Origin of the sequence: Brachybacterium muris (genome assembly GCF_016907455.1) — a bacterium.
Lineage (GTDB): Bacteria > Actinomycetota > Actinomycetes > Actinomycetales > Dermabacteraceae > Brachybacterium > Brachybacterium muris.
This window is the reverse complement of the sequence record NZ_JAFBCB010000001.1, coordinates 1036980-1060251: the sequence shown is the minus strand read 5'-3', so window position 1 is coordinate 1060251 and position 23272 is coordinate 1036980. Positions and strand designations below refer to the sequence as shown.

At 68.6% G+C, this 23272-nt stretch carries 22 protein-coding genes; 14 read left to right on the top strand and 8 right to left on the bottom strand.

The window, feature by feature from the left end:
- Nucleotides 1-56: 56 nt before the first annotated feature.
- Entirely contained in the window at nucleotides 57-1343 is a 1287-nt protein-coding gene (locus JOD52_RS04895) for a carboxylate--amine ligase (RefSeq protein ID WP_239551796.1), read from the top strand.
- Between the two features lie 39 nt (nucleotides 1344-1382).
- Here JOD52_RS04895 and cuyB read toward each other — a convergent pair whose 3' ends face one another.
- The gene (gene cuyB, locus JOD52_RS04890) at nucleotides 1383-2153 is read right to left on the bottom strand and encodes a cysteate racemase (protein WP_259886384.1); all 771 of its coding nucleotides are present in this window, start codon (nucleotides 2151-2153) and stop codon (nucleotides 1383-1385) included.
- Nucleotides 2150-3424 carry a carboxylate--amine ligase gene (locus JOD52_RS04885; protein WP_204408940.1) on the bottom strand — a complete coding sequence of 425 codons (1275 nt, stop codon included), beginning with the start codon at nucleotides 3422-3424 and terminating at the stop codon, nucleotides 2150-2152. Before JOD52_RS04885 ends, cuyB begins: the two co-directional genes overlap by 4 nt.
- A 76-nt stretch (nucleotides 3425-3500) precedes the next feature.
- On the opposite strand from JOD52_RS04885, the gene JOD52_RS04880 reads away from it, so the two are divergent.
- From JOD52_RS04880 to JOD52_RS04865, 4 genes are all read left to right on the top strand, one after another.
- Complete coding sequence (locus JOD52_RS04880) at nucleotides 3501-3983, top strand: YbhB/YbcL family Raf kinase inhibitor-like protein (RefSeq protein WP_017822937.1); 483 nt, start codon at nucleotides 3501-3503, stop codon at nucleotides 3981-3983.
- Nucleotides 3984-4182: 199 nt separating this feature from the next.
- Nucleotides 4183-5430 (top strand): glycosyltransferase, encoded by a 1248-nt coding sequence (locus JOD52_RS04875; protein WP_031306996.1) that lies wholly within the window; start codon nucleotides 4183-4185, stop codon nucleotides 5428-5430.
- Nucleotides 5427-6128: a VTT domain-containing protein gene (locus JOD52_RS17690; RefSeq protein WP_204408939.1), complete on the top strand. Its 702-nt coding sequence runs from the start codon at nucleotides 5427-5429 to the stop codon at nucleotides 6126-6128. Before JOD52_RS04875 ends, JOD52_RS17690 begins: the two co-directional genes overlap by 4 nt.
- A 7-nt stretch (nucleotides 6129-6135) precedes the next feature.
- Nucleotides 6136-7185, top strand: a complete 1050-nt coding sequence (locus JOD52_RS04865; RefSeq protein WP_239551795.1) for a glycosyltransferase family 4 protein — start codon at nucleotides 6136-6138, stop codon at nucleotides 7183-7185.
- Here the strand turns inward: JOD52_RS04865 and JOD52_RS04860 are convergent.
- The 4 genes from JOD52_RS04860 to dnaK form a co-directional block, all read right to left on the bottom strand.
- Complete coding sequence (locus JOD52_RS04860; RefSeq protein ID WP_204408938.1) at nucleotides 7182-7619, bottom strand: heat shock protein transcriptional repressor HspR; 438 nt, start codon at nucleotides 7617-7619, stop codon at nucleotides 7182-7184. The two genes, JOD52_RS04865 and JOD52_RS04860, sit on opposite strands and share 4 nt — an antisense overlap.
- A gap of 55 nt (nucleotides 7620-7674) precedes the next feature.
- On the bottom strand, nucleotides 7675-8721 hold the full coding sequence (locus JOD52_RS04855; RefSeq protein WP_204408937.1) for a DnaJ C-terminal domain-containing protein: 1047 nt from the start codon (nucleotides 8719-8721) through the stop codon (nucleotides 7675-7677).
- A gap of 128 nt (nucleotides 8722-8849) precedes the next feature.
- Nucleotides 8850-9557 carry a nucleotide exchange factor GrpE gene (locus JOD52_RS04850; protein ID WP_204408936.1) on the bottom strand — a complete coding sequence of 236 codons (708 nt, stop codon included), beginning with the start codon at nucleotides 9555-9557 and terminating at the stop codon, nucleotides 8850-8852.
- Entirely contained in the window at nucleotides 9557-11434 is a 1878-nt protein-coding gene (dnaK, locus tag JOD52_RS04845; protein WP_204408935.1) for a molecular chaperone DnaK, read from the bottom strand. The genes JOD52_RS04850 and dnaK overlap by 1 nt, the downstream gene beginning before the upstream one ends.
- A 293-nt stretch (nucleotides 11435-11727) precedes the next feature.
- Here dnaK and JOD52_RS04840 point away from each other — a divergent pair, with 293 nt between their 5' ends.
- Both JOD52_RS04840 and JOD52_RS04835 read left to right on the top strand, forming a co-directional pair.
- Nucleotides 11728-13401 carry a hypothetical protein gene (locus JOD52_RS04840; RefSeq protein ID WP_237738657.1) on the top strand — a complete coding sequence of 558 codons (1674 nt, stop codon included), beginning with the start codon at nucleotides 11728-11730 and terminating at the stop codon, nucleotides 13399-13401.
- A gap of 34 nt (nucleotides 13402-13435) precedes the next feature.
- Nucleotides 13436-14197 carry a hypothetical protein gene (locus tag JOD52_RS04835; RefSeq protein ID WP_017822946.1) on the top strand — a complete coding sequence of 254 codons (762 nt, stop codon included), beginning with the start codon at nucleotides 13436-13438 and terminating at the stop codon, nucleotides 14195-14197.
- 79 nt (nucleotides 14198-14276) lie between these two features.
- Here the strand turns inward: JOD52_RS04835 and JOD52_RS04830 are convergent, their stop codons facing one another.
- Entirely contained in the window at nucleotides 14277-15023 is a 747-nt protein-coding gene (locus JOD52_RS04830; protein ID WP_204411504.1) for a DNA alkylation repair protein, read from the bottom strand.
- A 95-nt stretch (nucleotides 15024-15118) separates the two neighbouring features.
- On the bottom strand, nucleotides 15119-15799 hold the full coding sequence (locus JOD52_RS04825) for a CueP family metal-binding protein (RefSeq protein WP_042342833.1): 681 nt from the start codon (nucleotides 15797-15799) through the stop codon (nucleotides 15119-15121).
- A 163-nt stretch (nucleotides 15800-15962) separates the two neighbouring features.
- Here JOD52_RS04825 and JOD52_RS04820 point away from each other — a divergent pair, with 163 nt between their 5' ends.
- The 7 genes from JOD52_RS04820 to JOD52_RS04795 all read left to right on the top strand — a co-directional run bounded on the left by JOD52_RS04820 (nucleotide 15963) and on the right by JOD52_RS04795 (nucleotide 23271).
- A complete protein-coding gene (locus JOD52_RS04820) occupies nucleotides 15963-16634 on the top strand; it encodes a spermidine synthase (protein WP_338124051.1) in 672 nt (223 codons plus the stop codon).
- Nucleotides 16635-16667: 33 nt separating this feature from the next.
- Nucleotides 16668-16811 carry a hypothetical protein gene (locus JOD52_RS17685; RefSeq protein WP_338124050.1) on the top strand — a complete coding sequence of 48 codons (144 nt, stop codon included), beginning with the start codon at nucleotides 16668-16670 and terminating at the stop codon, nucleotides 16809-16811.
- A gap of 183 nt (nucleotides 16812-16994) precedes the next feature.
- Nucleotides 16995-17651, top strand: a complete 657-nt coding sequence (locus JOD52_RS04815) for a DUF6318 family protein (protein ID WP_204408934.1) — start codon at nucleotides 16995-16997, stop codon at nucleotides 17649-17651.
- A gap of 502 nt (nucleotides 17652-18153) precedes the next feature.
- Nucleotides 18154-18591: a hypothetical protein gene (locus JOD52_RS04810; protein WP_239552110.1), complete on the top strand. Its 438-nt coding sequence runs from the start codon at nucleotides 18154-18156 to the stop codon at nucleotides 18589-18591.
- Nucleotides 18592-18865: 274 nt separating this feature from the next.
- The gene (locus JOD52_RS04805) at nucleotides 18866-20584 is read left to right on the top strand and encodes an HNH endonuclease (protein ID WP_239551794.1); all 1719 of its coding nucleotides are present in this window, start codon (nucleotides 18866-18868) and stop codon (nucleotides 20582-20584) included.
- A gap of 381 nt (nucleotides 20585-20965) precedes the next feature.
- Nucleotides 20966-22528 carry an IS21 family transposase gene (gene istA / locus JOD52_RS04800; RefSeq protein ID WP_204408388.1) on the top strand — a complete coding sequence of 521 codons (1563 nt, stop codon included), beginning with the start codon at nucleotides 20966-20968 and terminating at the stop codon, nucleotides 22526-22528.
- Nucleotides 22525-23271: an ATP-binding protein gene (locus JOD52_RS04795; protein ID WP_338124028.1), complete on the top strand. Its 747-nt coding sequence runs from the start codon at nucleotides 22525-22527 to the stop codon at nucleotides 23269-23271. Before istA ends, JOD52_RS04795 begins: the two co-directional genes overlap by 4 nt.
- Nucleotide 23272: the final 1 nt, after the last annotated feature.

The window sequence follows — 23272 nt, the reverse complement described above, 5'->3', positions numbered from 1 at the left end:
GGCCCCGGTCGCCCCCTCGTCACGAGCGCGCTCCCGGGCGCGCCAAGGAGATCTCCATGGTCCGTCCCCTCCGCATGCCTCGTCCCCGTCGCACCGGTCCCTCTGCCGGGCACACCCCCGACCCCGGTTTCGATGTCGTCATGATCGGCTCCGGGCTGGGCATCTATGCCCTCACCCGGGCGTTCCACGAGGAGTACGGGGTGGTCTCGACCGTGGTGGCGGCCAATGCCCCGGCCCCCATGCACCGCTCGATCACCTGCACCGTCCACGAGCCCTCGGCCGGTGGCGACGAGGGACGACTGGCGGCGCTGCTGGAGATCGCCGGTGCCCGGCCCGCCGGCAGGCCCGCCCTGCTGCTGTGCAACAACGACGCCCACGTGGAGTTCATCGCCCGCCATGCCGAGGTGCTCGGTGAGCACTACCTGATCCGGGTGCCGGACCTGCCCACGGTGAACCTCCTGGCGGACAAGGCGAGCTTCGCCGAACTGTGCCAGCAGCACCGGATCTCGATCCCCGAGACGGTGGTGGTGGACTTCCGCGCCGGGCAGCTGCCCACCGTGGGCGAGCTCCCCTTCGACTTCCCGGTGGTGGCCAAGCCCGCCGTCGGCGGCCCGCATGCCCAGATCCGCATGCCCGGCAAGAAGAAGGTGTACTTCCTCCAGGACCGCACCGAGCTGAAGGACCTGCTGGACCGGCTGCACACGTCAGGGTTCCGCGACCGCTTCGTGCTGCAGGAGCTGATCCCGGGTGACGACACCGCCATGCGGTCGATCACCGCGTACCGGGACGCCCGCGGCACCGTGTCCCTGCTGGCCAGTGCCACCGTGCTGCTGGAGGAGCACACCCCCGAGGCCCTGGGGCGTCCCGCTGCGATGATCACGAAGGACTTCCCCGAGCAGCTCGAGCAGGCCCGCATCCTGCTGGATGCCACCGGCTATGTGGGCTTCGCCAACGTGGACATCAAGGAGGACCCGAGGGACCGCTCGCAGCGCTTCCTGGAGATCAACCCGCGGATCGGCCGGAACAACTACTACGTCACCGGGGCCGGGGCCAACGTGGCCCGCTTCATGGTGGAGGACGCGATCCACGGCCGCACCCCGACGCCGGTGGTGGGCCTGCCCTCGATCCTCTACTCGATCGTTCCCACCTGGCTCCTGCGCCGCTACGTGCTGGACCCGGCCCAGCGCGCACAGCTGCGCGAGGTGGCGCGCCGTCGCACCGTGAACCCCTGGGACTACCCTGCCGAGGGCCTGTGGATGAGGGGCTATGCCCAGGCGGTGCGCCTGAACCACGTGCGGAAGTTCCGCAAGCACTACCCGAAGCCCTCGGCCACCGGGTTCTGAGTCCTGCCGATACGCGTCCTCCGCGCCCCCGTCCTCCGCTCAGCGGAAGGCGGGCGCGAGGCCCTTCCCGGCTGCCAGCACGGTCTGCTCGGCCAGGACGCTGAGGGAGTCCACCAGGCGGTCGTCGCCACGGAAGCCGTGCTGGTCGTAGATCACCGACAGCTCGGTGCAGCCCAGCACCACGGTGCCGGCCCCTGCCTCCCCGGCGGCGCGGATGCAGCGTTCGAAGAGGTCGCGGTCCACCGGCCGGTTGGCCTTGACCTGCTCGTAGATCAGCGTGTTGATCTGGTCCTGGAGGCCTCGGTCGGGCACCAGGGCCTCCGCCCCGTGCTCGGCGAGGGCGTGCTGGTACACCTCGGCACGGATGTTGCCCTCGGTGGCGAACACCGCGACCGGCCGGCCGCTGCCTGCGACCCGGCGCGCAGCGACCTCGGCGGTCGCCTCCACGATGCTCACGAAGTCGATGGTGGTGGCCTCGCGCACACCCTGGACGAAGTGGTGGGCGGTGTTGCACGGAAGAACCAGCAATCGGGCACCGGCGCGCTCCAGCATCACGGCGTCCCGGGCGATCACCGGGCCGGGGTCGGCGGCGGTGGGATCCAGGATCCGGGCAGTGCGGTCGGGGGTGCTGGAGTGCTGGGACACCAGCAGGTCCAGGTGCTCCTGGTCGGTGCCGGCGTCGGTGGCCCGCACCAGGAGGTCCAGGAACACGGCGGTCGCGGCGGGCCCCAGCCCGCCCAGCACGCCCACCACGGGCGACGTCCAGCTGGCGGGGTCCAGCTGCCCGCCCGTGGCGTCGGGCCGCGTCACGCCTGGGCCTCGGGGTGGTAGTGCCGGCGGAACTTGCGCACGTAGTTCACCATCGCGGCCACGGAGTAGCCCAGGCGCTTGGGGTCCTTCTCCACCCCGCGGTAGAACAGCGGGTTGCGCACCCGGCCGGACTTCAGCACCCGGCGCAGCTGCTCATTCGCCTCCGGCAGGGTGGTGTACTTCTTGACCAGGGCCACCGGCACCACCGTGTAGAGGGTCTCCTCCTGGTGCTGGACGATCTCGGGTGCCTCGCCGGCCGGTACCGCGGGCAGTCCCCCACCGAGGTGCTCGTCCACGTACCAGCGCACCGGGTTGTGGCCGCCGGCGGTGACGTAGTAATTGGAGCGGCCCAGGCGCGGGTTCAGCTCGAAGAACTTGGTGCGACCGTCGCGGGGGTCGTACTTGAGGTCGAAGTTGGCGTAGCCCACCCAGCCCAGTTCCTTGCAGAGCTTCTGGGCCTGGGCCACCATCTCCTCGTTCACCCCGGTGATGATCGCTGCAGGGTTCCCGATCGCACCGGGGGTGTGCTCCTCCAGCAGGGTGCGGCCCCAGGAGGCGAAACGCACGCGTGAGGCGGCATCGCAGTAGCAGGTCAGGATCCGCATGTTCTGGTCGTCGCCGGGGATGCGGTCCTGGACGATGATGCTCTCGCGGTAACCGGCCTCCCGGATGGTGCGCAGCAGCGCCAGCAGCTCCTCGCGGCTGCCCACGGTGTGCACCTTCTGCTTGCCGGGGAACTGAGCCTTCTTCCACTCGGAGACCTCGGCGGGCTTGGCGATCACCGGGTACGCGAACGGAACGTCGAGGTCGTCGCTCACCTCGGCGGAAAGGTCCACGATGCGGGTGCGGGGATGGTCCACGCCCAGGCGCTCGCACAGCTCGGTGAAGTTCTGCTTCTCGGTGGCGGCACGGAAGGTGGCCAGGTCCACGTAGGGCACCACCCAGCGCTCATCCAGCACGTCCATCTCGTCGCGCACCCGGATGATCGCCTTCACGGTGGCGTCGGCCGATCCCAGCAGCATCAGGCGCACGCCGGGGCGGGCGGCAGCGACGGACTGCAGCACGGGGGCGAGCTGGGCAGGATCGAACGGGTCCGTGCAGCGCACGTTCTCGATCAGTGCGGACCGGGAGATGTGCCAGCCCTCGAGGCGGGAGATCACCACGGAGCGGATGCCGTAGGCCTCGTGGAAGGCGCGGGCCAGGGAGTAGGCACCGATGTCCCCGCCCACCACGACGGGGACGAACGCGGGGACGGAGTTCTGGGCAGACATGCGCGTCAGTGTATCGAGGCAGGCCCTCACCTCCCCTGCCTCGACACGTCCGGGGCACCTGCCTACCCTGGGGATCATGAGCGAGAACACCTTCACCCTGACCTCGTCCGCACTCCCCGACGGCTCCGTCGTCTCCGGGAAGCACCTCGCACCGGAGCAGGACGGCTCCTCCGTCTCCCCGGACCTCTCCTGGTCCGGTGCCCCCGAGGGCACCCGCAGCTTCGCCGTGACCTGCTACGACCCCGATGCCCCCACCGGCTCGGGCTTCTGGCACTGGGTGGCCTGGGACCTGCCGGCCACCACCACCTCCCTGCCCGCCGGGGTGGCCCGCGAGGACGATTCCCTCAAGCAGGCCACCAACGACTTCGGTCGCCAGGGCTACGACGGCCCGAACCCGCCGGCCGGTCCCGCCCACCGCTACGTGTTCACCGTGCACGCGCTGCCGGTGGAGTCGTTGGAGGCAGACCCGGCGGATCCGCACGTGGGCACCCGCTTCGCGATCTTCACCCAGCAGCTGGGCTCCGCCTCCCTCACAGCCACCTACCAGGTATCCGACTGACGTACAAGGGGGTAACTCTCCATGACACGGCGGGCGTGCCCCGTCGTGCCTCCGTGCCCGGGACCGTAGTCTCGGTGACATGAAGGCATGGAGAGCAGGTCGTAGAAGGTCGGGACCCGTATCAGACCGAGGTCTGATGGAGTCCGTCCTTCCGTCTGACGCGCCGGGCACCGGCGGCTGGGATGCTCGAGCTGTGAACATGTTGAGGCCCCGCCCTCTGGAGCGGAACGTCCCCCGTCCCGAGCGACCCCTGCGCGTGCTGCTGACCACCGACTGGTGGGAGCCCGTGGTCAACGGCGTGGTGGCGTCCGTGAGCACCCTGCGGCGCGAACTGGAGGCCCTGGGCTGCGAGGTCCGCGTGCTCACCCTCTCCGGCGGCATGCGCACCTGGAGCGAGGACGGCGTGTACCACATCGGTTCGCTCTCGGCGCAGCTGGTGTACGACCACGCCCGGATCGGCATGCCCGCGAACAAGCACGTGCTGGCCGAGATCCTGCAGTGGCAGCCCGACGTGGTCCACTCCCAGTGCGAGTTCTCCACCCATGTGTGGGCCCGCCGCATCGCCCGCACCCTCGGGGTTTCCCTGGTGCACACTTATCACACCATCTACGAGGACTACACCCACTACTACTCCCCCAGCCGCACCGTGGGCCGCAAGGTGGTCGCCACCTTCTCCCGCCGCCTGCTGGAGGGCACCGATGCGGTGATCGTCCCCACCGAGAAGGTCTCCAGGCTGCTGCGCTCCTACAAGGTGCGCCGCCCCATCCACGTGGTCCCCACGGGCCTGGACCTGCAGCGCTTCCGCCCGGCCACCACTGCCGAGGAGCGGGCCGATGCCGCCGCCCTGCGCGCCTCGATCGGGGTGCGCCCCGATCAGCGGGTGCTGATCTCCGTGTGCCGCCTGGCCAAGGAGAAGAACCTCGACGAGGTCCTGGAGAACCTCGCGGCCGCCGGCCGTGAGGACGTGGTGCTGGTGCTGGTGGGCGACGGCCCCTACCGCGAGGAGCTGGTGCACAGGGCCGTGGAGCTGGGCATCGCCGAGCGGGTGCGGTTCACCGGCGTGGTCGATCCCCAGGAGGTGCAGCGCTGGTACCGGATCGGCGACGTGTTCGTCAGCGCCTCCCTCAGCGAGACCCAGGGCCTGACCTTCATCGAGGCGCTGGCCTGCGGGCTGCCGCTGCTGTGCCGCCGCGACCCCTCGCTCGCCCCCGTGGTGATCGATGGGGTGACCGGTTGGCAGGTCGAGGGCACCGAGGAGTTCCGCCTGCGCCTGGACCAGCTCCTGGACGACGACATCTCCCGCGAGGCCATGTCGGGCGCGGCGGTGGAGCACGCTCGTGACACCTGCGGCGCCCGCGAGTTCGGCCAGGCCGTGCTCGAGGTGTACCGGCAGACCCGCACCCGTCGCACCCCCCGGATCCTCTCGCGCCAGGTCGTGCCGGCGTGAGCACCGCCGACATCGTCGTGAAGCAGCCACCGTGCCCCGTGATCCGCAAGGACCGCGCCACGCTCTCCCCTGCCCCCGCCCCTGCCGTCGACGCGACGGCCCGCCCGGAGCGCCGTCGCGACCCCCTGCGCATCGCGGCCCGCCTCTCCCCCCTGCTGGGCCTGGCCGTGAGCATCGGCCTGGTGAGGTGGGGCTGGCAGGCCGGCGTGCTGCGCTCCCTGGAGAACCTGCAGGGCTTCATCGACGGCCTGGGCGCCTGGGGTCCGGTGGCGTTCCTGGTGGTCTCGATGGCCTCGGTGATCTTCCCGGTGGTCCCGGGCGGGCTGCTGGTGGTGGCCGGTCCGGTCCTGTTCGGCCCCGTCGAGGGCACCGTGTACAACTACCTCGCGGTGTGCGCCGGGTCCCTGCTGAACTTCACTATCGCCCGCCACCTGGGCTTGGACCTGATCGAGCGGATGTTCTCCGCCAAGGCCGTGGAGAAGGCCCTGGGATGGACCCGCAGCCCGCACTTCACGCGGCTGTTCGCCACTGCGATCGCCCTGCCCGTGGCTCCGGACGACCTGTTGTGCTACCTGGCCGGCACCACCCGCATGACGTGGCGCACCTACGTGCTGATCATCCTCACCTGCAAGCCCTGGGCCCTGATCACCTACGGGCTGGGGGTCAGCGCCGTGCTGCTGAAGTTCCTCCCCTGGTGACCGGGCGATGACGACCAGACGTCCCCTTCGGGTGCTGATGCCGCGCGGGCTGTCCCGGATCGCCGGGCAGTCCGGGATCGGCGCCGCCATCCGCCACCAGGAGCAGATCGTGCGCTCCCTGGGGCACGAGGTGGTCACCTCCCCGCTACGTCCCTTCGACGTGATGCACCTGAACACCCCGTTCCCCGACACCCTGCTGCTGTCGTGGTGGGCGCGGCTGCGACGGCGGCCGGTGCTGATGTGGGCGCACTCCACCGAGGAGGACTTCCGGGACTCCTTCACCGGCGCGAACCGCATCGCACCGCTGTTCCGCCGCTGGATCGCGCTGCTGTACCGCCGCGGCGACGCGGTCATCACCCCCACCGACTACTCCCGCAGCCTGGTCTCCCAGCCCAAGTACGGGATCAGGCGCCGCATCCACGTTCTCTCCAACGGCGTGGACACCTCGTACTTCCGCCCCGACCCCTCGGCGCGCGATCGCCTCCGCACGTCCCTGGGCTTGCCTGCCGACACCCGCGTGGTGATGAGCGTGGGCATCCAGATGGTGCGCAAGGGGATCCTGGACTGGGTGGAGGTCGCCCGGCAGATGCCCGGTGTCACCTTCGTCTGGTACGGCCGCACCGACCCGCGACTGATCACCAACGACGTGGCCGCCGCGATCGCCTCGGCCCCGAGCAACTGCCTGTTCCCGGGGTACGTCAGCGCCGAGGTGCTGCGGGACGCGTACGCGGGCTGCGACGCTTTCTGCTTCCTCACCAAGGAGGAGACCGAGGGGATCGTGCTGCTGGAGGCCCTGGCCTGCGGGGCACCGGTGCTGCTGCGGGACATCCCGATCTACCACGACTGGCTGCCGGACGGCGAGGTCACCCACATGGTGCCGGGCGACGGTCCCGCCTTCCCCGCCGCGGTGCGGGAGAAACTGGGTGCCCTGCTCTCAGGGGACCTCGCGGACCTCACCGCAGCCGGCCGCGCCGCCGCGGAGGATGTGGACCTGGGCCGGGTCGCCGAGCGCCTGGCGGGGATCTACCGGGCCGAGGGCGTGCAGAGGAAAGGCTAGCGCCGTCGCTCGGGACGCCACAGCACCAGCGCTCCGCCGTCGGAGCGCTGGGGTCGCTCCCCACGGCGCAGAGGGGTGACGCGGCCGGAGCGGTCGGCGGAGAACACGCGCGAGCCGGGCCGGGCCACCATCTCCTGGAGGGCGGCCTTCACCGTCTCCACTTGTTCATTCAGTGCGCTGACCTCGTCCTGCAGGGCGAGGATGCGCTTGATGCCGGCGAGGTTGATGCCCTCCTCCTGGGAGAGACGCTGCACCTCGCGCAGCTGGGCGATGTCGCGGGCGCTGTAGCGGCGCCCGCGACCAGCGGTGCGGCGGGGCGAGACCAGGCCGATGCGGTCGTACTGCCGCAGGGTCTGGGGGTGCATCCCGGAGAGCTCCGCGGCCACGGAGATCACGAACACGGGTGCGCGGTCGTCGATGCGGTGCGGGCTCATGGCGATCTCCTCTCGTGATGGCGCTCCGGGTCTACGGGGCGGGGGGAAATGCTGGTCAGCGGGCGGCTGCCTCGAAGAGTCCGGCGCGGGGGTCCTCGTCGGCGAGCGCGTCGCGCAGGTCCTCGACGGCCTGGCGGGCCTTGCCCTCCACGTGCGTGGGGACGGCCACCTCTACGGTGACCTTGAGGTCCCCGGTGCGCTTCTTGGTCACCAGGCCCTTGCCGCGCACCCGCAGGGTGCGTCCGCTCGGGGTGCCGGCCGGCACCTTCACCTTCACGGTGCCGCCGTCCAGCAGCGGCACGGTGAGTGTGGCGCCCAGCACGGCCTCGTCGAAGGACACGGGCACGGTGATGCGCAGGTCGGCACCGTCGGCGCTCCACACGGGGTGGGGCTCCACATCGAGGGTGAGCATGAGGTCACCGGCCGGTGCGCCGCCGTGGCCGGGATGGCCCTTGCCGCGCAGGCGGATCCTCTGGCCGTCGTGCACACCGGCGGGGATGCGGGTGGTGACGGTGCGGCCGTCCACGTTCAGGCGCACCTCGGTGCCCAGGGCCGCCTGGCGGAAGCTGATCTTCGTGCGGGCATCGATGTCCTGGCCGGCGCTGGGGCGAGGGCCACGCCCTCCGCCGAAGCCGCCGCCGAAACCGCCGCCGGGCGCGCCGCCCTGCTGGCCGAACATGCGCAGCAGGTCGTCGAGGTCGGGCTCGGGCCCGCCGCCGGCAGGGTTGAAACCGCCGGGACGGCCGCCTCGGGCTCCGCTGAAGCCGCCCTGGCCACCGCCGAACATGGCGGAGAAGATGTCGTCGAAGCCGGCACCACCGGCACCGCCCGGGCCGCCGGGGCCTGCGGCGAAGCGGGCGCCACCGGAGCCCATGGCGCGGATCGCGTCGTACTGCTGGCGCTGCTCGGCGTCGTTGAGCACCGCATAGGCCTCGCCCACCTGCTTGAACTGCTCCTCGGCGTTCTTGTCACCGGTGTGGCGGTCGGGGTGGAGCTTCTTCGCCTTCTTGCGGTAGGCCTTCTTGATGTCCTCCGCGCTCGCGTCCTTCGAGACGCCGAGGACCTTGTAGAAGTCCTTGTCGAGCCAGTCCTGTCCGGACATGTGGAGCGCCTCCTTCCGGGAGCGTCAGGGAAATGATGAGAAGTCTGTGGGGTGGTGCGGGCCCGCCGGCCGGTCATCGGCCGACGGGCCCGCACCGGGGTACTGCTGTAACTACTGGTCCTGCGGGTTCAGGCAGGCCCGCGGGTGCCCACCCGTGCCGGGCGCAGCACGCGATCGTGCATCCGGTAGCCCGGCTGCACCACCAGGGAGATCGTGGCCTCGGTGGCCTCGTCGTCCTGCTCGTGCATGAGCGCCTCGTGGAGGCTCGGGTCGAAGGGCTCACCCTCCGCGCCGAAGCGGTGCAGGCCGTGGGAGCCCAGCACCTCCTCCAGCTTCTGGGCGATCGAATGGAACGGGGTGCCCTCGGTGATGTCACCGTGCTTGCGGCCCAGCTCCAGGTCGTCCAGCACACCGATCAGTGAGGCCAGCACGCGACCGACTGCCGCGTCCTTGCCCGCCTCGGCGGCGACCTCGATGCGGCGACGTGAGTTGACGTACTCCGCCTGGTCCCGCTTCAGCTGCTCGCCCAGGCTGTTGACCTGCTGCTCGAGCTCGCTGATGCGGGCCTGCTCAGGCGAGGCCTCGCCCTGGCCGCCGGCCTGATCGCCCTGGGCTGCCTGCTCGTAGAGCTCGGCCGCCTCGGCGTCGATCGGGTCGACGGGAGCCTCGGAGGCATCCGCTGAGCCCGCGCCCTGCGAACCCTGGTCCGCGGGGGCGGAGCCCGACGGACGGATGCTGCCGTCCGTCGGGTCCACCTTGCGATTGTCGGTGAAGGAGAACCGCGGCTCGCCCTCGGGGCGCTGTGCGTCGTCGGGAGTGCTCTGGTCCTCGGTCATCACTTCTTCTCCTCGTCCTCGTCCACGATCTCGGCGTCGACCACGTCCTCGTCGGAGGAGGCATCGGCGCCGGCCTGCTCACCCTCGGGGCCCGCGGTGCCGTCGGCCCCGGGAGCGCCCTCCTGCTGCGAGTAGATCGCGGTGCCCACGGCCTGCAGGGCCTCGTTCAGCGCGTCACGCCTGGCCTCGAGGTCCTCGGTCGAGGCGTCCTCCTTGGCCAGGGTCTCCTTGGCCTCCTTGATGGAGTCCTCGGCCTTGGTGCGGTCCGCGTCGGAGATCTTCTCGCCGTTGTCCTTGATCAGCTTCTCGCCCTGGTAGACGAGCTGCTCGAGGGTGTTGCGGGCATCGGCGTTCTTGCGACGCTCGGCGTCCTCGGCGGCGTGGGCCTCGGCGTCCTTCACCATGCGGTCGATGTCCTCGTCGGACAGGGCGGAGCCGCCGGTGATCTGGATGGACTGCTCGTTGCCGGTGCCGCGGTCCTTCGCGGTCACGTGCACGATGCCGTTGGAGTCGATGTCGAAGGTGACCTCGATCTGGGGCATGCCGCGGGGGGCCGGGGCGATGCCGGTCAGCTCGAAGGTGCCCAGCAGCTTGTTGTCCCGTGTGAACTGGCGCTCACCCTGGAACACCTGGATCGCCACGGAGGGCTGATTGTCCTCGGCGGTGGAGAACACCTCGGAGGTCTTGGTGGGGATGGCCGCGTTGCGCTCGATGAGCTTGGTCATCACCCCGCCCTTGGTCTCGATGCCCAGGGACAGCGGGGTGACGTCCATCAGCAGGACGTCCTTGCGCTCGCCCTTGATCACCGCGGCCTGCAGGGCAGCGCCCACGGCCACGACCTCATCGGGGTTGACGCCCTTGTTGGGCTCCTTGCCGCCGGTGAGCTCCTTGACGACCTCGGTGACGGCCGGCATACGGGTGGAGCCGCCCACCATCACCACGTGGTCGATCTCGGAGACGGAGATGCCCGCGTCCTTGATCACCTGGTGGAAGGGTGCCTTGGTGCGCTCCAACAGGTCACTGGTCATGTCCTCGAACTGGGCCCGGGTGAGCTTCTCGTCGAGGTGCAGCGGGCCGTTCTCGGTCATCGAGAGGTACTGCAGGGAGATGGTGGTGGAGGTGGCGGAGCTGAGCTCCTTCTTCGCCTGCTCGGCGGCCTCCTTGAGGCGCTGCAGGGCGATCTTGTCCTTGGACAGGTCCACCCCGTCCTTGTTCTTGACCTGCGAGATCAGCCAGTCGACGATCTTCTGGTCCCAGTCGTCGCCGCCCAGGCGGTTGTCGCCGGCGGTGGCCTGGACCTGGATGGTGGAGCCGTCCTCGTCCTTGGTCACCTCCAGCAGAGACACGTCGAAGGTGCCGCCGCCGAGGTCGAACACGAGGATCTGCTCGTCGTCCTTGCCCTTTTCCAGGCCGTAGGCGAGGGCCGCGGCGGTGGGCTCGTTGATGATGCGCAGGACGTTCAGACCGGCGATGGTGCCGGCGTCCTTGGTGGCCTGGCGCTCCGAGTCGCTGAAGTACGCGGGGACGGTGATCACCGCGTCGGTGACGGACTCGCCGAGGTAGCTCTCGGCGTCCTTCTTCAGCTTGCCCAGGATGCGGGCCGAGATCTCCTGCGGGGTGTACTTCTTGCCATCGATCTGGGTGGTCCAGTCGGTGCCCATGTGACGCTTCACCGAGGAGATGGTGCGGTCGACGTTGGTGACGGCCTGGCGCTTGGCCACCTCGCCGACGAGGACGTCGCCCTGCTTGGAGAACGCGACCACCGAGGGGGTGGTGCGGGCGCCCTCGGCGTTGGTGATGACGGTGGGCTGGCCGCCTTCGAGGACGGCGACGCAGGAGTTCGTGGTTCCGAGGTCGATTCCGACGACACGGGACATGTGTGCCTGCCTTCCTGCGACCTTCCGGTCGCGTGTGGTTCATGCAACCGCCGGGATCGGCGGCAAGACTGAGTGACAGCGACTCAAGTAGAGATCGCGAGTCGCTCCTTGTCAATCTGCGACGCACTGAACTTGAGTACATGGGGCTCAACCTTGGGCGAGATGGTTCTATTCCTTCACCCATCAGTGCTGGCCTGTGATGCCCGCCACGGGCACAGGCGCTGTGACCCGAGCGTCCGGTGCACCACGGCGCGGCCCCGCCACTGCCGGTCGATCTCATGGATCATGGGTGAGTGAATGCTTCGCCTGTGCACCCCCGTCCCGCTCCTGCCCGCCCCTCGTTCCCGCGCCGCCGGCTGCTGCGGTCGGCCCTCGCCCTGCCCTTGGCAGGTGGCCTGCTGGTGGCCTGCGACGGCGACGACACCGCCCCCGGCACCACGAGCGACGCGGGCGGTGCCGCGCAGGACCCTGATGCCGTCCAGCGCTCCACCGAGACCGCCGGGGTGATGGCGGCCGACGCGAACGCCGTGAGCGCCGCGACCTTCACCTCCTCCCCTGTGGCGGTGGTCGCCGCGAGCGAGGACGCCGCCGTACTGGCCCCGGCAGCCTCCGCCGCGATCGCGCTGGGCGTCCCCCTCCTGATCGGGGATGCCACCTCCGTCGCAGAGCCCCTGAACGCCCTGGGGGCGAATGCGGCTCTCACCTTCGGCCAGCTGGAGCTGGACGGCGTGGACATGGTGCGCGGAGGCGGTGACGTCGAGGCGCTCTCGAATGCGACCGGCCATGACTTCACCGAGCGCCACCCCGTCGCCGCGGAGGACCTGGCCACCGAGATCGCCGGCCTCGAGGCCGGTGGCGGGGTGCTGCTGACCATCGGCGAGGACCCGGTGCCGGGCGAGGACCTCGACGGCAAGCGGAAGCTGCCGGACTTCGAGGCCGCCTCCGGGGACTCCGCTCCCCTGGCGCTCACGGCCACGGGTGCCGAGGTGCCCGTCGGAGCCCTGGCCGCCGCGAAGGCCGCCGGCGCCACGATGACCGAGCTGCCCCATGCCGATCCCCGCTTCTCGAGCGACTCGGTCCAGGCCGTCACCGCCGCCACCGGCCCGGTGCTGGCGCTGAGCCCCGAGTTCGGCGACCAGTTCCCCGCTCGCGTCGAGATGGCCCGCACTGTTCCGGAGGTCCCCGGCGGTGGCCAGCTGGTGATCCCCGGCAAGCGGATCATCGCTCTGTACGGTCACCCGGGCTCCCCCGTGCTCGGTGTCATGGGCGAGCAGGGCCCCCAGGAGTCGGTGGCCCGTGCCGAGGAGCACGCCGCCCCCTACCGTGACCTCACCGAGGACACCGTCGTGCCGTCCTTCGAGATCATCGCCACGGTGGCCTCCTCGACCGCCGGTCGGGACGGCCGCTACTCCAACGTGTCCACGATCGATCACCTGCGGCCCTACGTGGATGCGGCGCGTGAGAACGGCATGTTCGCGATCCTGGACCTGCAGCCCGGTCGCACCCACTTCCTGGAGCAGGCCAAGATCTACGAGGAGCTGCTGAAGGAGCCCCACGTGGGCCTGGCGCTGGACCCGGAGTGGCGGCTGAAGCCCGACCAGGTACACCTTAAGCAGATCGGATCGGTCGAGGCCGCCGAGGTCAACGAGGTCTCCGCGTGGCTCGCCGAGCTCACCCGTACCAACAACCTGCCGCAGAAGATCCTGGTGCTGCACCAGTTCCGCTACTCGATGATCCGCAACCGGCAGGACCTGGACACCTCGCATGATGAGCTGGCGATGATCCTGCATGCCGACGGCCAGGGAGGCCAGGGGGCGAAGACCGCCACCTGGGAGGCGCTGAAGAAGGATCTGCCCGAGGGGATCCACATGGCGTGGAAGAACTTCTACGACGAGGACATCCCGATGCTGGACGCCGAGCAGACCTTCCAGGTGGAGCCCACCCCGGTGATGGTCTCCTACCAGTGACGCGCTCTCGCGCCTGATCACATAGCCTCTTCCGGTGTCCCGCTCCGCAGCCCCTGCTCCGCGCCCCGCTGATCACGACGACGGCCCGCCCGATTCCAGCCGCTTCCAGCATCTGGACGGCGGTGCGGTGCGCCGTTCCGCCTTGGAGTTGCAGAACCGGATCTCCTCCCGCTTCCCCGACCGCAGCCTGTGGGAGGTGTGCGGCGAGGTGGTGGCGCTGGTGGATGAGGTCAACGCCGGCTCCGGCATCAGCCGACGACGCGTGCGACTAGCCCGCCTCCTGTCCCGCGTGGGCATGGTCGCGGTGGTGCTGTTCCTGGGCGGTGCCGTGGCGCTGGCCGCCGCCGAGCTGGCCTCCAGCCCCGACGCGGTGGGCCCGGTGGATCTGCTGCCGCTGATCGAGACGATCATCAACGACCTCGTCTTCGGCGGCATCGCCGTGTTCTTCCTGTTCACGGTCCCGGAGCGGATGGAACGGGCGCGGGTGCTGCGGATCCTGCACCGCCTTCGGTCCCTCGCACACGTGATCGACATGCACCAGCTGACTAAGGTGCCCGAGCGCCTGGAGCGCTCTTCCCCGGAGGACGGCGGCCTCGGGATGACCCGAGCGGAGCTGACCCGCTACCTGGACAACTGCACCGAGATGCTGTCACTGGTGGGCAAGAGCGCGGCCCTGTTCGCGGAGGACACCACCGATGGTGACGTGCTGGATGCGGTGGAGGGCATCGAGACCCTCACCTCCGACATGGCGCGCAAGGTGTGGCAGAAGATCGCGATCATCCAGCAGGAGAGCTGAGGCCACGGCCCCTGCTCCTGCGCGGCGGACCCTGCTCCTACGCGGCGGGCGCTGATCCGCACGCCCCCGCGGGGCTCTTTCAACCCTCGCGGCGGCGCACCATCTCGTCGATCCAGATCGGCGCGAACGGGGAGGTGCAGTTCGGTGGGGTGGGATAGTCCTTGAGCACTTCGAGGCGCTCCCCGATGCCCCGTGCGCGGGCGCGCAGGTCGGGGTTCTCGATGCCGATATGGGCAAGGCACGTGTTCATGCCCCACTGCAGGCGCTCCGGGGCGTCCTTCATCTCGGTCTCGATGCGGTCCAGCAGGGCGGGCAGGTCCAGGCCTTCGGGCTTCTTCTGGACCTTGTCGGCGGTGAGTGCCCAGCCGGCGCCCTGCACCACAGGGTCAAGATCCGTCATCCAGCGCTGCCGCAGCTGCTCGGCGTGCTTCCCCTTGCCCACGATGTAGTTGACCAGCCAGTCGTGCACCTTCGGGCTGCCGGCTCCGCGCAGCATCGCATCGAGCTGGTCGGCCTCGAAGTCCTTGGGGCGGGAGATCAGGATCGCGACCAGTCGCCCAGCGCTGTCGCCCTTTTCCCACAGCTCACGGGCCAGCTCGGGCTGGTGCTTGAGCTCCTTGGCGAGAGCGCGCAGCTTGGTGAGGTTCACGGCGTGGTCGTCGCCGTGGCGCTGGTTGACGGCGAGGATCTTCGGATCGGCCATCTCCCCGAGCTGCGCCAGCACCTCATCGGCCCTTGTCGCGGCCTCCTGCGCGGACTGCTTCCCTGCCGTCGATGCCGTCGATGCCGTCGATGCCGTCGATGCCATCGATGCCATCGATGCCATCGATGCCATCACCGTGCTCCTTTCGCTGAGACTGCGGAGGTCAGCATACGAGAGCAGGGGCGCGGGCCCGGTCGGCCACGGTCAGCTCGACGGGTTCAGGTGAGCTGCATGGTGGTGAGGCAGGTGGCGTCGTCCTCGGTGGCGGTGGAGATCGCGGTGGTGGAGGTGGCACCGTCCACGGTGCAGGTCATCTCGTAGCTGCCGCCTCGCGGGAGCCACAGTCCGAAGAACCCGTTGGGGTGGGTGCGTTCGGTGCCCTCGTGGATCACCTCGCCGGTGGAGGCGTCCGCGACGCGCACCTCGACTTCCACCTCCGCCAGTTCGCCGCGGCAGGTGGTGAGGCTGTGGAACCAGCACTCGTGGGTGCCCTCGACGAACGGCGCGGTGGAGAGGTAGAAGTCGCCCTCGATCGGCAGGGCCAGCTCCCGCCCCTCCGCGTCGGACATGAGCAGCTGGGAGGGGCGCACCGAGGCCATCAGGTCCTGCGGCCTCTCGTCGAGGGTCAGCGCCTCCAGGTGCTCGATGATCTCGCGCGTGTCCATGCCCTCCAGGCCGTGGGCAGCGAGCAGGTCGCCGGTGCCTGCCTGGGAGCCTCCGCTCGTCGCGCCGTCGGTGGCGGTGCCGTCGGTCGATGAGTCCGGGGTCGGCCCCGCAGCATCCGGCTCATCGTTCCGGCATCCTGCGAGGAACAGCGGTGCCAGCGCCATCGAGGACAGCACGCCACGACGTGCCAGGGGTGCTCGAGGAGCTTCGACGTGGTGGGCGCGAGGTGCCATGTCTATCGTCTTCCGTTCGTGCTCGATCCGGGCAGATACGCCCAGCCGTACCGAAACTACACCCCCAGGGGGTATCGCGTCGGGCCCTTCGGCCCCGTCCGCCATCGACCGACATCACCCGCCGTCGCACACGGGTGAGAATGGACGGGTGAATGCTGCCGACATGACTGCACCGGATGCGCTCGCATCCGCCTCCCCCTTCTCCGCCCGTCGGTCCGTTCGGCTGAGCCGCTCGGGCCAGGAGGCGTGGATCGTGGCCGACGAGGTGGACGAGGGCTGGGTGCTGCAGATCGGCGGCATCGACCAGTCGCATGTGGACCTGGCCGATCCCACTCGGGTGGTGCACGAGTATCTGCGGCGCATTGCGAACGTGCTGGATGCGTTCCGGCTGGCCGGGGAGCCGATCCGGGTGCTGCACCTGGGGGCCGGCGCTCTCACCCTGCCCCGGTACGTGCAGGCCACACGGCCGGGATCCCCACAGGTGGTGGTGGAGATCGAACGGGAGCTGCCGACGCTCGTCACCGGCGCTCTTCCACTGCCTGCGGGCACGGCGCTGGAGGTGGTGATCGGCGATGCCCGCGAGTCGCTGGCCGCGATGGAGGGCGAACGGTTCGATGCGATCGTGCTGGACGTGTTCTCCGGCCAGGAGTCACCCGCACACCTCGCGACCAGGGACTTCTATCTCGAGGCACTCCCCCACCTGGAGGGCGATGGGCTGCTGCTGGTGAACGTGGGCGACGACGCCGGACTTCACTTCGCCGCAGGCCAGGCCCGGGAACTGGAGAGGGCGGCGGCAGAGCACGGCCTGTCAGAGGTGTGGCTGCTGGCAGACTAAGGGTTGGTCACGCATCTGCGGGAGGGGAATCTGGTGCTCGCCACGGGCGGAGCACTGTCCTCCCCCGCGGTGGAGGATTGGCGCGTGGCCTGGAACAAGGCAGGCCCTCATCCAGCGGCGGTGCTGGACCCGATGGAGACGGCCGACTTCGTAGCGCGGGTGCTGGGCGAGGCGTGAGCGCGGGCGGCGGGCGGCGGGCGGCGGCAGTCTTCCTGGGCGTCGCGCCCCCGCGTGACTCCTTGCTGGGCATCGTCCTCCTGAGCGGTGCCGCGGGTTGTCCACATTTCCGGATACTGGTGGCCCTGTCCACGATGTCTAGTTAGTGCGCAAGGGTTCGACCTCCCCTCCGGAAGGCTCCCCATGCATCGTCGGATCCTGGCTCCAGTAGCCGCAGCAGCGCTTGCGTCCGGCCTCGTGGCCTGCACCGACACGGGCGGCAGCGGCACCGTGACCACGCCGCCACCCAGCATCAACATCGGTGGCGGCAGCGACGACGGTGGCGCTGAGCCCAGTGACGGCGGCAGTGGCGCCAGCGACGGCGGCGGGGATTCCCCTGCCGCAGCGCCCGACATCCCCGCCCCGGACCCCGCCGACTACCGCGGTATGGACCAGAACACCCCGGAGGGTGCGGAGCAGGCGTTCCGGTACTACGTGGCCGTCATGATCTGGGGCTATCAAACGGGGCAGACAGATCATTTCGAAGATCTACATAACCCCGAATGTCAAACCTGTATCTCAAATACAAGATCCATCCAAGGTCTTGCGAAAGATGGCAAGTATTGGTCCCAAACGACCATCGAGGACATCGGGACCGCCCACTTTGATTCAGACCTGTACGACCTCGAAGTGGGGTACACATTCCATCTATCATCTCACACGGAGCCGTCACCCGAATCCGACGAGGTCGCACAAGAGCCGCGCACAAAATTTATTTCGGCCGCGGCAATGACCTTCGAGGAAGACCAGTGGGTGGTCATGTCAGCAAGGTTCACCCCCGACGAGGCAGACGATGACTGAGGGACACCAAAGTCAATTCATTTACAGAGCTGCTTGCTGCGTTCTTGCCTGGCTCCTCCTCGCGGCGCTACCGGCACCACGTCCTCAGCAATCGACTCAGTCATTGAAGACGGAAAGATTGGAGTCTCTAACGAAGAGGTTGACCAATCCACCTCAGGTAACAACGTTCCGAGTCTCAGCGCAACCGATGGAGGTGGCTCACTTCACGGCACCCCCGCTCAAGCTCTCGATCGGTGGGTGACTCGGAGCCGCAAGACGACGGAGTGGGGTGGAAACAACTGCACCGGCGTAGCGGGCGCTCCGCAGAACTGCATCGCATCGACCGCCGCGTGTACCACGGGCACGAACTACTCCATCGACGCCGGCGGCGTCGCCGTTCCCCGCGCGACTGCTAATTCCCGCACTCGTGCGGAGGGTGAGGTGACGATGGAGTCGGTGACGACTGCCCGTCCAGCCACTGGGTGCGCATGCGGGACCGGATGAGGGGTGGCTGCCGGTGAACATGATCAACGTCCTGTACGCCGACCCCACCACCCAAACCCTGGAGACCGAGCTGCTGGGCGTCCCCGTGCAGGTGCGGGCAATCCCGATCCAGTACCACTCGGACCTCGGAGACGGGAACACCATCACCACCAAGAAGCCCGGCAAGCCCTACCCCTCCGAGCAGGTCACCGCGACCTACACCCAGGAGGGCTGGTACGACATCACCCTGACCACCACCTTCGCCGGACAGTTCTCCGTCGACGGCGGCGAATGGCAGGACATCGACGGCACCATCGAGATCGCCTCCGACCCCGTCCCCCTGTTCTCCAAGTCCCTCGAATCCAGACTCGTCAACCCCGACATCCCCGTCGACGAAGAAACCGATCCCTGGATCCCCCCACGAAACCCCGACACCGAAGGCCACCGCGACCCCGCAGCAACCCACCGCGAACTCTGACGTGAGCCGAACCGCACAACTCGCCGCAGTTCAAAGCTCTGACTGATCGCAGTATTGTCCTCAATCTTTCCCACAATGAGGATCAGATGAGATAAGGTTCCTCCCCAAGACTCAGTTATCCACAAGGCGTTCCACAATCGGAAAGCCGGATCTCAGTTCCTCCCCACTGAGAGTTTTCCACAAAGAAGTTTTTTCTTGGCCTTGACCAGCAATTTCAGCTCAACCAGGTCGCGCATTTGCTTCGTTTGTCAGTCGGGGTGGATTGAATGGGGGCATGGAAACACCGCGCACGCCCCATGGCGACACGAACCCCGGCCCGCAGCCGGAGATTCGTGACGCGCTGGCTCGTGCGGTCGAACACGCTTCGTCGCTGCCTGCATCAGGCGCGGTGCGTGATGTCCTCGCCGAGATCCTCGGTCGCGCGGTCATCGCCCTCACCGACACCATCGCGGTCACAAGGCCGTTGAACGCCACCCAGCCGGGGTCCAGCGAGGAGGCTCTCGCGGTGGTCGCCGGTATCGACCAACTGCGATCGAGTCTCGCTGCGATGGACTCGACTTGGCAGGTCACCGCGGAGCAGCGGATCCGGCAGGCCGATGCCGCCCGAAACGTCCCGGAGAAGAACCAGGGCCACGGTGTGTCCAGCGAGCTCGCCCTTGCCCGTCGGGTCTCGCCTCACTCCTCGTCACTGTCCCTCAGTTCAGCACGTCGGCTGGTCAGCCATATGCCGGCAACCCTCGAGTACCTCTCATCCGGGCTGATCACCGAACGCACCGCCCATGCCATCGCTCGCACCCTCGATGGCTCCGATCCCAGCGTGTGCACGGAGGTCGACGACTGGATCGCCGAGAACCCCACACGGTTGGACGGGCTCGGGACCCGCCGAACCCGCCAACTCGTACGCGAGCTCAGCCAGCAGGCTGACCCCTCGGAGTCCCGCGCCCGTGCAGAACGAGCCGCGCGGGCCCGCAACGTCACCATGCAACCGGTCGGAGACGGGATGGCTCGGATCACCGCGGTCCTGCGAGCCCTCGATGCGACCGCCGTGATGAAGACCCTGGACGCTGCAGCTACCTCCCAGAAGGCAGCTGGTGCGCGGGACTCCCATCAGGCCCTCCAGGCCGACAACCTCGTCACCCTCGTTCTCGGCGGGGCACGCGAAGCCGAACCGAGCAACACCACGCACCGACCATCACCCAGCCGCGAACCAGGCTTCCGCCTGGACGTGGGCGTCATCATCACCGACCGGGCACTGCTGTGCTCGGAGGCCGACGGGGAGATCGCACGGATCGAGGGTTACGGTCCGATCCCAGCGCACATCATCAGTGACACCATGAGCGGAGCACCTCCAGGCATGCTCATCGCCCCGAGAGTGGACGACGAACCACCTCTGCCAACTCCGCAAGCTCCACCGTCTCCGGAACCGCAGAAGCCGCCCGGCATACCCGCCGACGACGACTGGGGCGACATCGATGCCATGGAGAACGCCCATCCTGTCGAGCAGCACCCCGACATCGAAGTGACCGCAGTCTTCCGCCGTCTCTACACGCATCCACGAACGGGTGAACTGGTGGCGATGGAGTCACGAGCGCGTGCATTCCCGGCAGGGTTGAAGCGAATGATCTCGTGGCGCGACGAGACCTGCCGAACTCCCTGGTGCAACGCTCGCATCAGGCACATCGACCACATCGTGTCCGTCGCATCGGGTGGGCCGACGAACTACGACAACGGCCAAGGTCTCTGCGAGCGCTGCAACTACCTCAAGGAGCACGGCCCCTGGCACGTCACCCCTGGCAGGGCTGCAGAACGGTCCGGGCAGATCACGTGGGAAAGTCCCCACGGAGCGCGCGGCGCCTCTGGCACGCCTCACTCGGAATCACCTCGGCCAGGAGATCGTCGGCCGGCCGCCGACCCCGCCCACCCCGGAGAACCCCCGAGCCCGGCGATAGGTCCTCCGGGTACCGACGAGAGCCCAACGGGTCCCGATGACTGACCGCAATGACCGACTACACCGACCACAGCGACAGCCCCAGCGCCGAGCCAGTCGGCAGCGACCCTCGTCTGTCACACCCCACCCCTATCGTGCGAAATGCAAGGTCAGCAGTGCACCGACCCTTCAGGAGGAGCGATGTCCCCCACGATCGACCTGCACCGAGACGGCACCGCACTCTCGGCCCAGCGAGATGCGATCCTTCGGCTCCTGCTGGCCAGGTGAATATTCGCCTCGCTGGGGTCCGCTGATCGAGGGTTCGGGTGCCACGTCGCTGCCGTAGCGGTGGCGTCGTTCGGGACCACCAGTGGTGTCGTTGGGGCCGCTCTGTCTACGCTCCTTCCGCCGTGTGTATAGGGCACGCGGCGGAAGGAGCAATCTGGAATGGTACGGAAGATCAGGGCGAAGCTGGTGCTCCAGCTGCGCGCAGAAGGTCTGTCGGGGCGAGCGATTTCGTCCTCGCAGGGCATGTCCCGCAAGTCCGTGAGGGCGGTGTTCGAGGCCGCTGACGCTGCAGGGATCGGGTGGGGCGATATCGCGGACGTCGCCGATGAGCAGGTGTATGCCCGGTTGTTCCCGGGCCGGGGCGAGCACGAGAGCGTGTTCGCACAGCCGGACTGGGAACAGGTCCATCGAGAGATGGCCAGGGTCGGCGTGACGCTGAAGCTGTTGCACGGCGAGTACTTCGACGCGACCACGGCGGCTGGGGATCCGGCGATGGGGTATGACCGGTTTTGCCGCACCTACCAGCACCACGTCATGGTCACCGGTGCCGCTTCGAGAGTCGGTCACAAGGCCGGCCAGAGCGTGGAGGTCGACTGGTCCGGCCCCACGATGGAGCTGGCCGATCCGGTCACCGGCGAGGTCTCGAAGGTGTTCTTGTTCGTTGCCTGCCTGCCTTTTTCTCGTTACGCGTTCTGCTTCCCGGCGCTGGATATGCGCCAGGAGTCCTGGCTGCGAGCGCACGTAGCGATGTTCGAGGCGCTGGGCGGGACGGTCCCGAGGATCGTTCCGGACAACCTCAAGACCGGTGTGGTGAAGCACCCCCGCGAGGGCGAGATCGTCCTGAACGATGCGTATCGCGAGATGGCAGCGCATTACTCGGCGGCGGTGCTCCCGGGGAGGGTGCGGAAACCGAAAGACAAGGCGAGCGTGGAGAACACCGTCGCGCACGTCGCGACCTGGGTCATCGCCGGGCTGCGGGATCAGCGATTCACGTCCCTGCCCGAACTTGCAGCCGCCATCGGGCAGCGGATGGAGGCCTATAACGCGGAGCCGTTCCAGAAGCGGCCCGGATCCCGCGCCAGCGTGTTCGACGCGGAGGAGCGGCCGCTGCTGACGCCGCTGCCGGCGGTGCCCTACGAGATCTCGACATGGCACTACGGACGACGAGTGGGCAGGAACGGGCACGTCACGTTCGCGCGGAACTTCTACTCCGCGCCGTTCGCGCACATCGGCGCGAAGGTCGATCTGCGCATCACGGCCCGGACGCTGGAGATCTATCAGGGCAGCCAGCGACTGACCAGTCACCTGCTGCTCCCGGAGACCGCGAGCAATGAGTACCGCACCAACGACGCGGACCTACCTGCGGGCGAGCGTTTCCAGGCCTGGGACGCGCAGAGGGTGCGGGCGTGGGCAGATCGGGTCGGGCCGGCCACGGTGATCGTGATCCAGCGGATCTTCGAGTCCGTGCCGATCGTGGAACAGGGCCTGGATCCCGCGTTGGCGGTGCTACGGCTCTCTCGCCGCTTCTCCGTAGATCGGGTCGAGGCGGCCTGCGCACTCGCGCTGACGGGACGGGTCCGTTCACCGCGCTATGCGCATCTGCACCCGATCTTGGCCACCGGGCAGGACAAGGTCGCCGCCCTGCGTCCACCCCGCGAGGAACCCGCGGAAGACGGCGGATACGTCCGTGGCGCCGACTACTACGCCGGAGGTGTCCGGTGAGCGTGATCGATAACGACACGAAGCGGAAGCTGCGCGAGATGGGCGCGACCGCGCTGCTGGACGCGATCGATGCCCAGGATGAGGCTCACGTGCTGGGGATGTCGTTCCAGGAACGGCTCCAGCTGATCGTGGACGAGGCGCATTCCATCTTCAATCATGGAAAGGTCGAGGGTCTGATCCGCCGGGCGGGGCTGCGTTATCCCGGAGCGGACCTGCGGCGGCTGGATCTGGTCGAGGAACGGGGACTGAACCGGAACGTGATCGCGCAACTGGCAACCTGCTCCTTCATCCAGCGGCAACAGAACGTGGTCTTCCAGGGCTTCACCGGCTCAGGGAAGTCCTACCTCGGCTGCGCGCTGGCGAAGCAGGCCTGCCAGCACCGGCTCCGAGCCCACTACATCCGAATGCCCGACCTCGAAGAGGCCTGGGCCCTGGCAAAGGACAAGCCGCAGGGCCAGACGAAGTTCCTGCGGAAGTACTCCACGTTCTCGCTGCTGGTGATCGACGAGTGGCTGCTGGACCATCCTGACGAGGGAATGCGTTCGATGCTGCTGGAACTGCTCGAGCGCCGCTATGACACCGGCTCGACCGTGTTCTGCACCCAGTACCCGAAGAAGGACTGGCACGCCCGGCTCGGTGGAGCAGTCCACGCCGATGCGATCATGGACCGCATCGTGCACAACACAATCTGGATCGACACCGGCGACAGGAACATGCGAGAACACACCGCACTGCCCCAGTGAC

Coding starts and splice junctions, on each gene's coding strand:
- JOD52_RS04895 (WP_239551796.1), top strand. CDS start 57: ATGGTCCGTCCCCTCCGCATGCCTCGTCCCCGTCGCACCGGTCCCTCT.
- JOD52_RS04885 (WP_204408940.1), bottom strand. CDS start 3,424: ATGTCTGCCCAGAACTCCGTCCCCGCGTTCGTCCCCGTCGTGGTGGGC.
- JOD52_RS04880 (WP_017822937.1), top strand. CDS start 3,501: ATGAGCGAGAACACCTTCACCCTGACCTCGTCCGCACTCCCCGACGGC.
- JOD52_RS04875 (WP_031306996.1), top strand. CDS start 4,183: ATGTTGAGGCCCCGCCCTCTGGAGCGGAACGTCCCCCGTCCCGAGCGA.
- JOD52_RS04865 (WP_239551795.1), top strand. CDS start 6,136: ATGACGACCAGACGTCCCCTTCGGGTGCTGATGCCGCGCGGGCTGTCC.
- JOD52_RS04860 (WP_204408938.1), bottom strand. CDS start 7,619: ATGAGCCCGCACCGCATCGACGACCGCGCACCCGTGTTCGTGATCTCC.
- JOD52_RS04855 (WP_204408937.1), bottom strand. CDS start 8,721: ATGTCCGGACAGGACTGGCTCGACAAGGACTTCTACAAGGTCCTCGGC.
- JOD52_RS04850 (WP_204408936.1), bottom strand. CDS start 9,557: ATGACCGAGGACCAGAGCACTCCCGACGACGCACAGCGCCCCGAGGGC.
- dnaK (WP_204408935.1), bottom strand. CDS start 11,434: ATGTCCCGTGTCGTCGGAATCGACCTCGGAACCACGAACTCCTGCGTC.
- JOD52_RS04830 (WP_204411504.1), bottom strand. CDS start 15,023: ATGGCATCGATGGCATCGATGGCATCGACGGCATCGACGGCATCGACG.
- JOD52_RS04825 (WP_042342833.1), bottom strand. CDS start 15,799: ATGGCACCTCGCGCCCACCACGTCGAAGCTCCTCGAGCACCCCTGGCA.
- JOD52_RS04820 (WP_338124051.1), top strand. CDS start 15,963: ATGACTGCACCGGATGCGCTCGCATCCGCCTCCCCCTTCTCCGCCCGT.
- JOD52_RS04815 (WP_204408934.1), top strand. CDS start 16,995: ATGCATCGTCGGATCCTGGCTCCAGTAGCCGCAGCAGCGCTTGCGTCC.
- JOD52_RS04810 (WP_239552110.1), top strand. CDS start 18,154: ATGATCAACGTCCTGTACGCCGACCCCACCACCCAAACCCTGGAGACC.
- JOD52_RS04805 (WP_239551794.1), top strand. CDS start 18,866: ATGGAAACACCGCGCACGCCCCATGGCGACACGAACCCCGGCCCGCAG.
- istA (WP_204408388.1), top strand. CDS start 20,966: ATGGTACGGAAGATCAGGGCGAAGCTGGTGCTCCAGCTGCGCGCAGAA.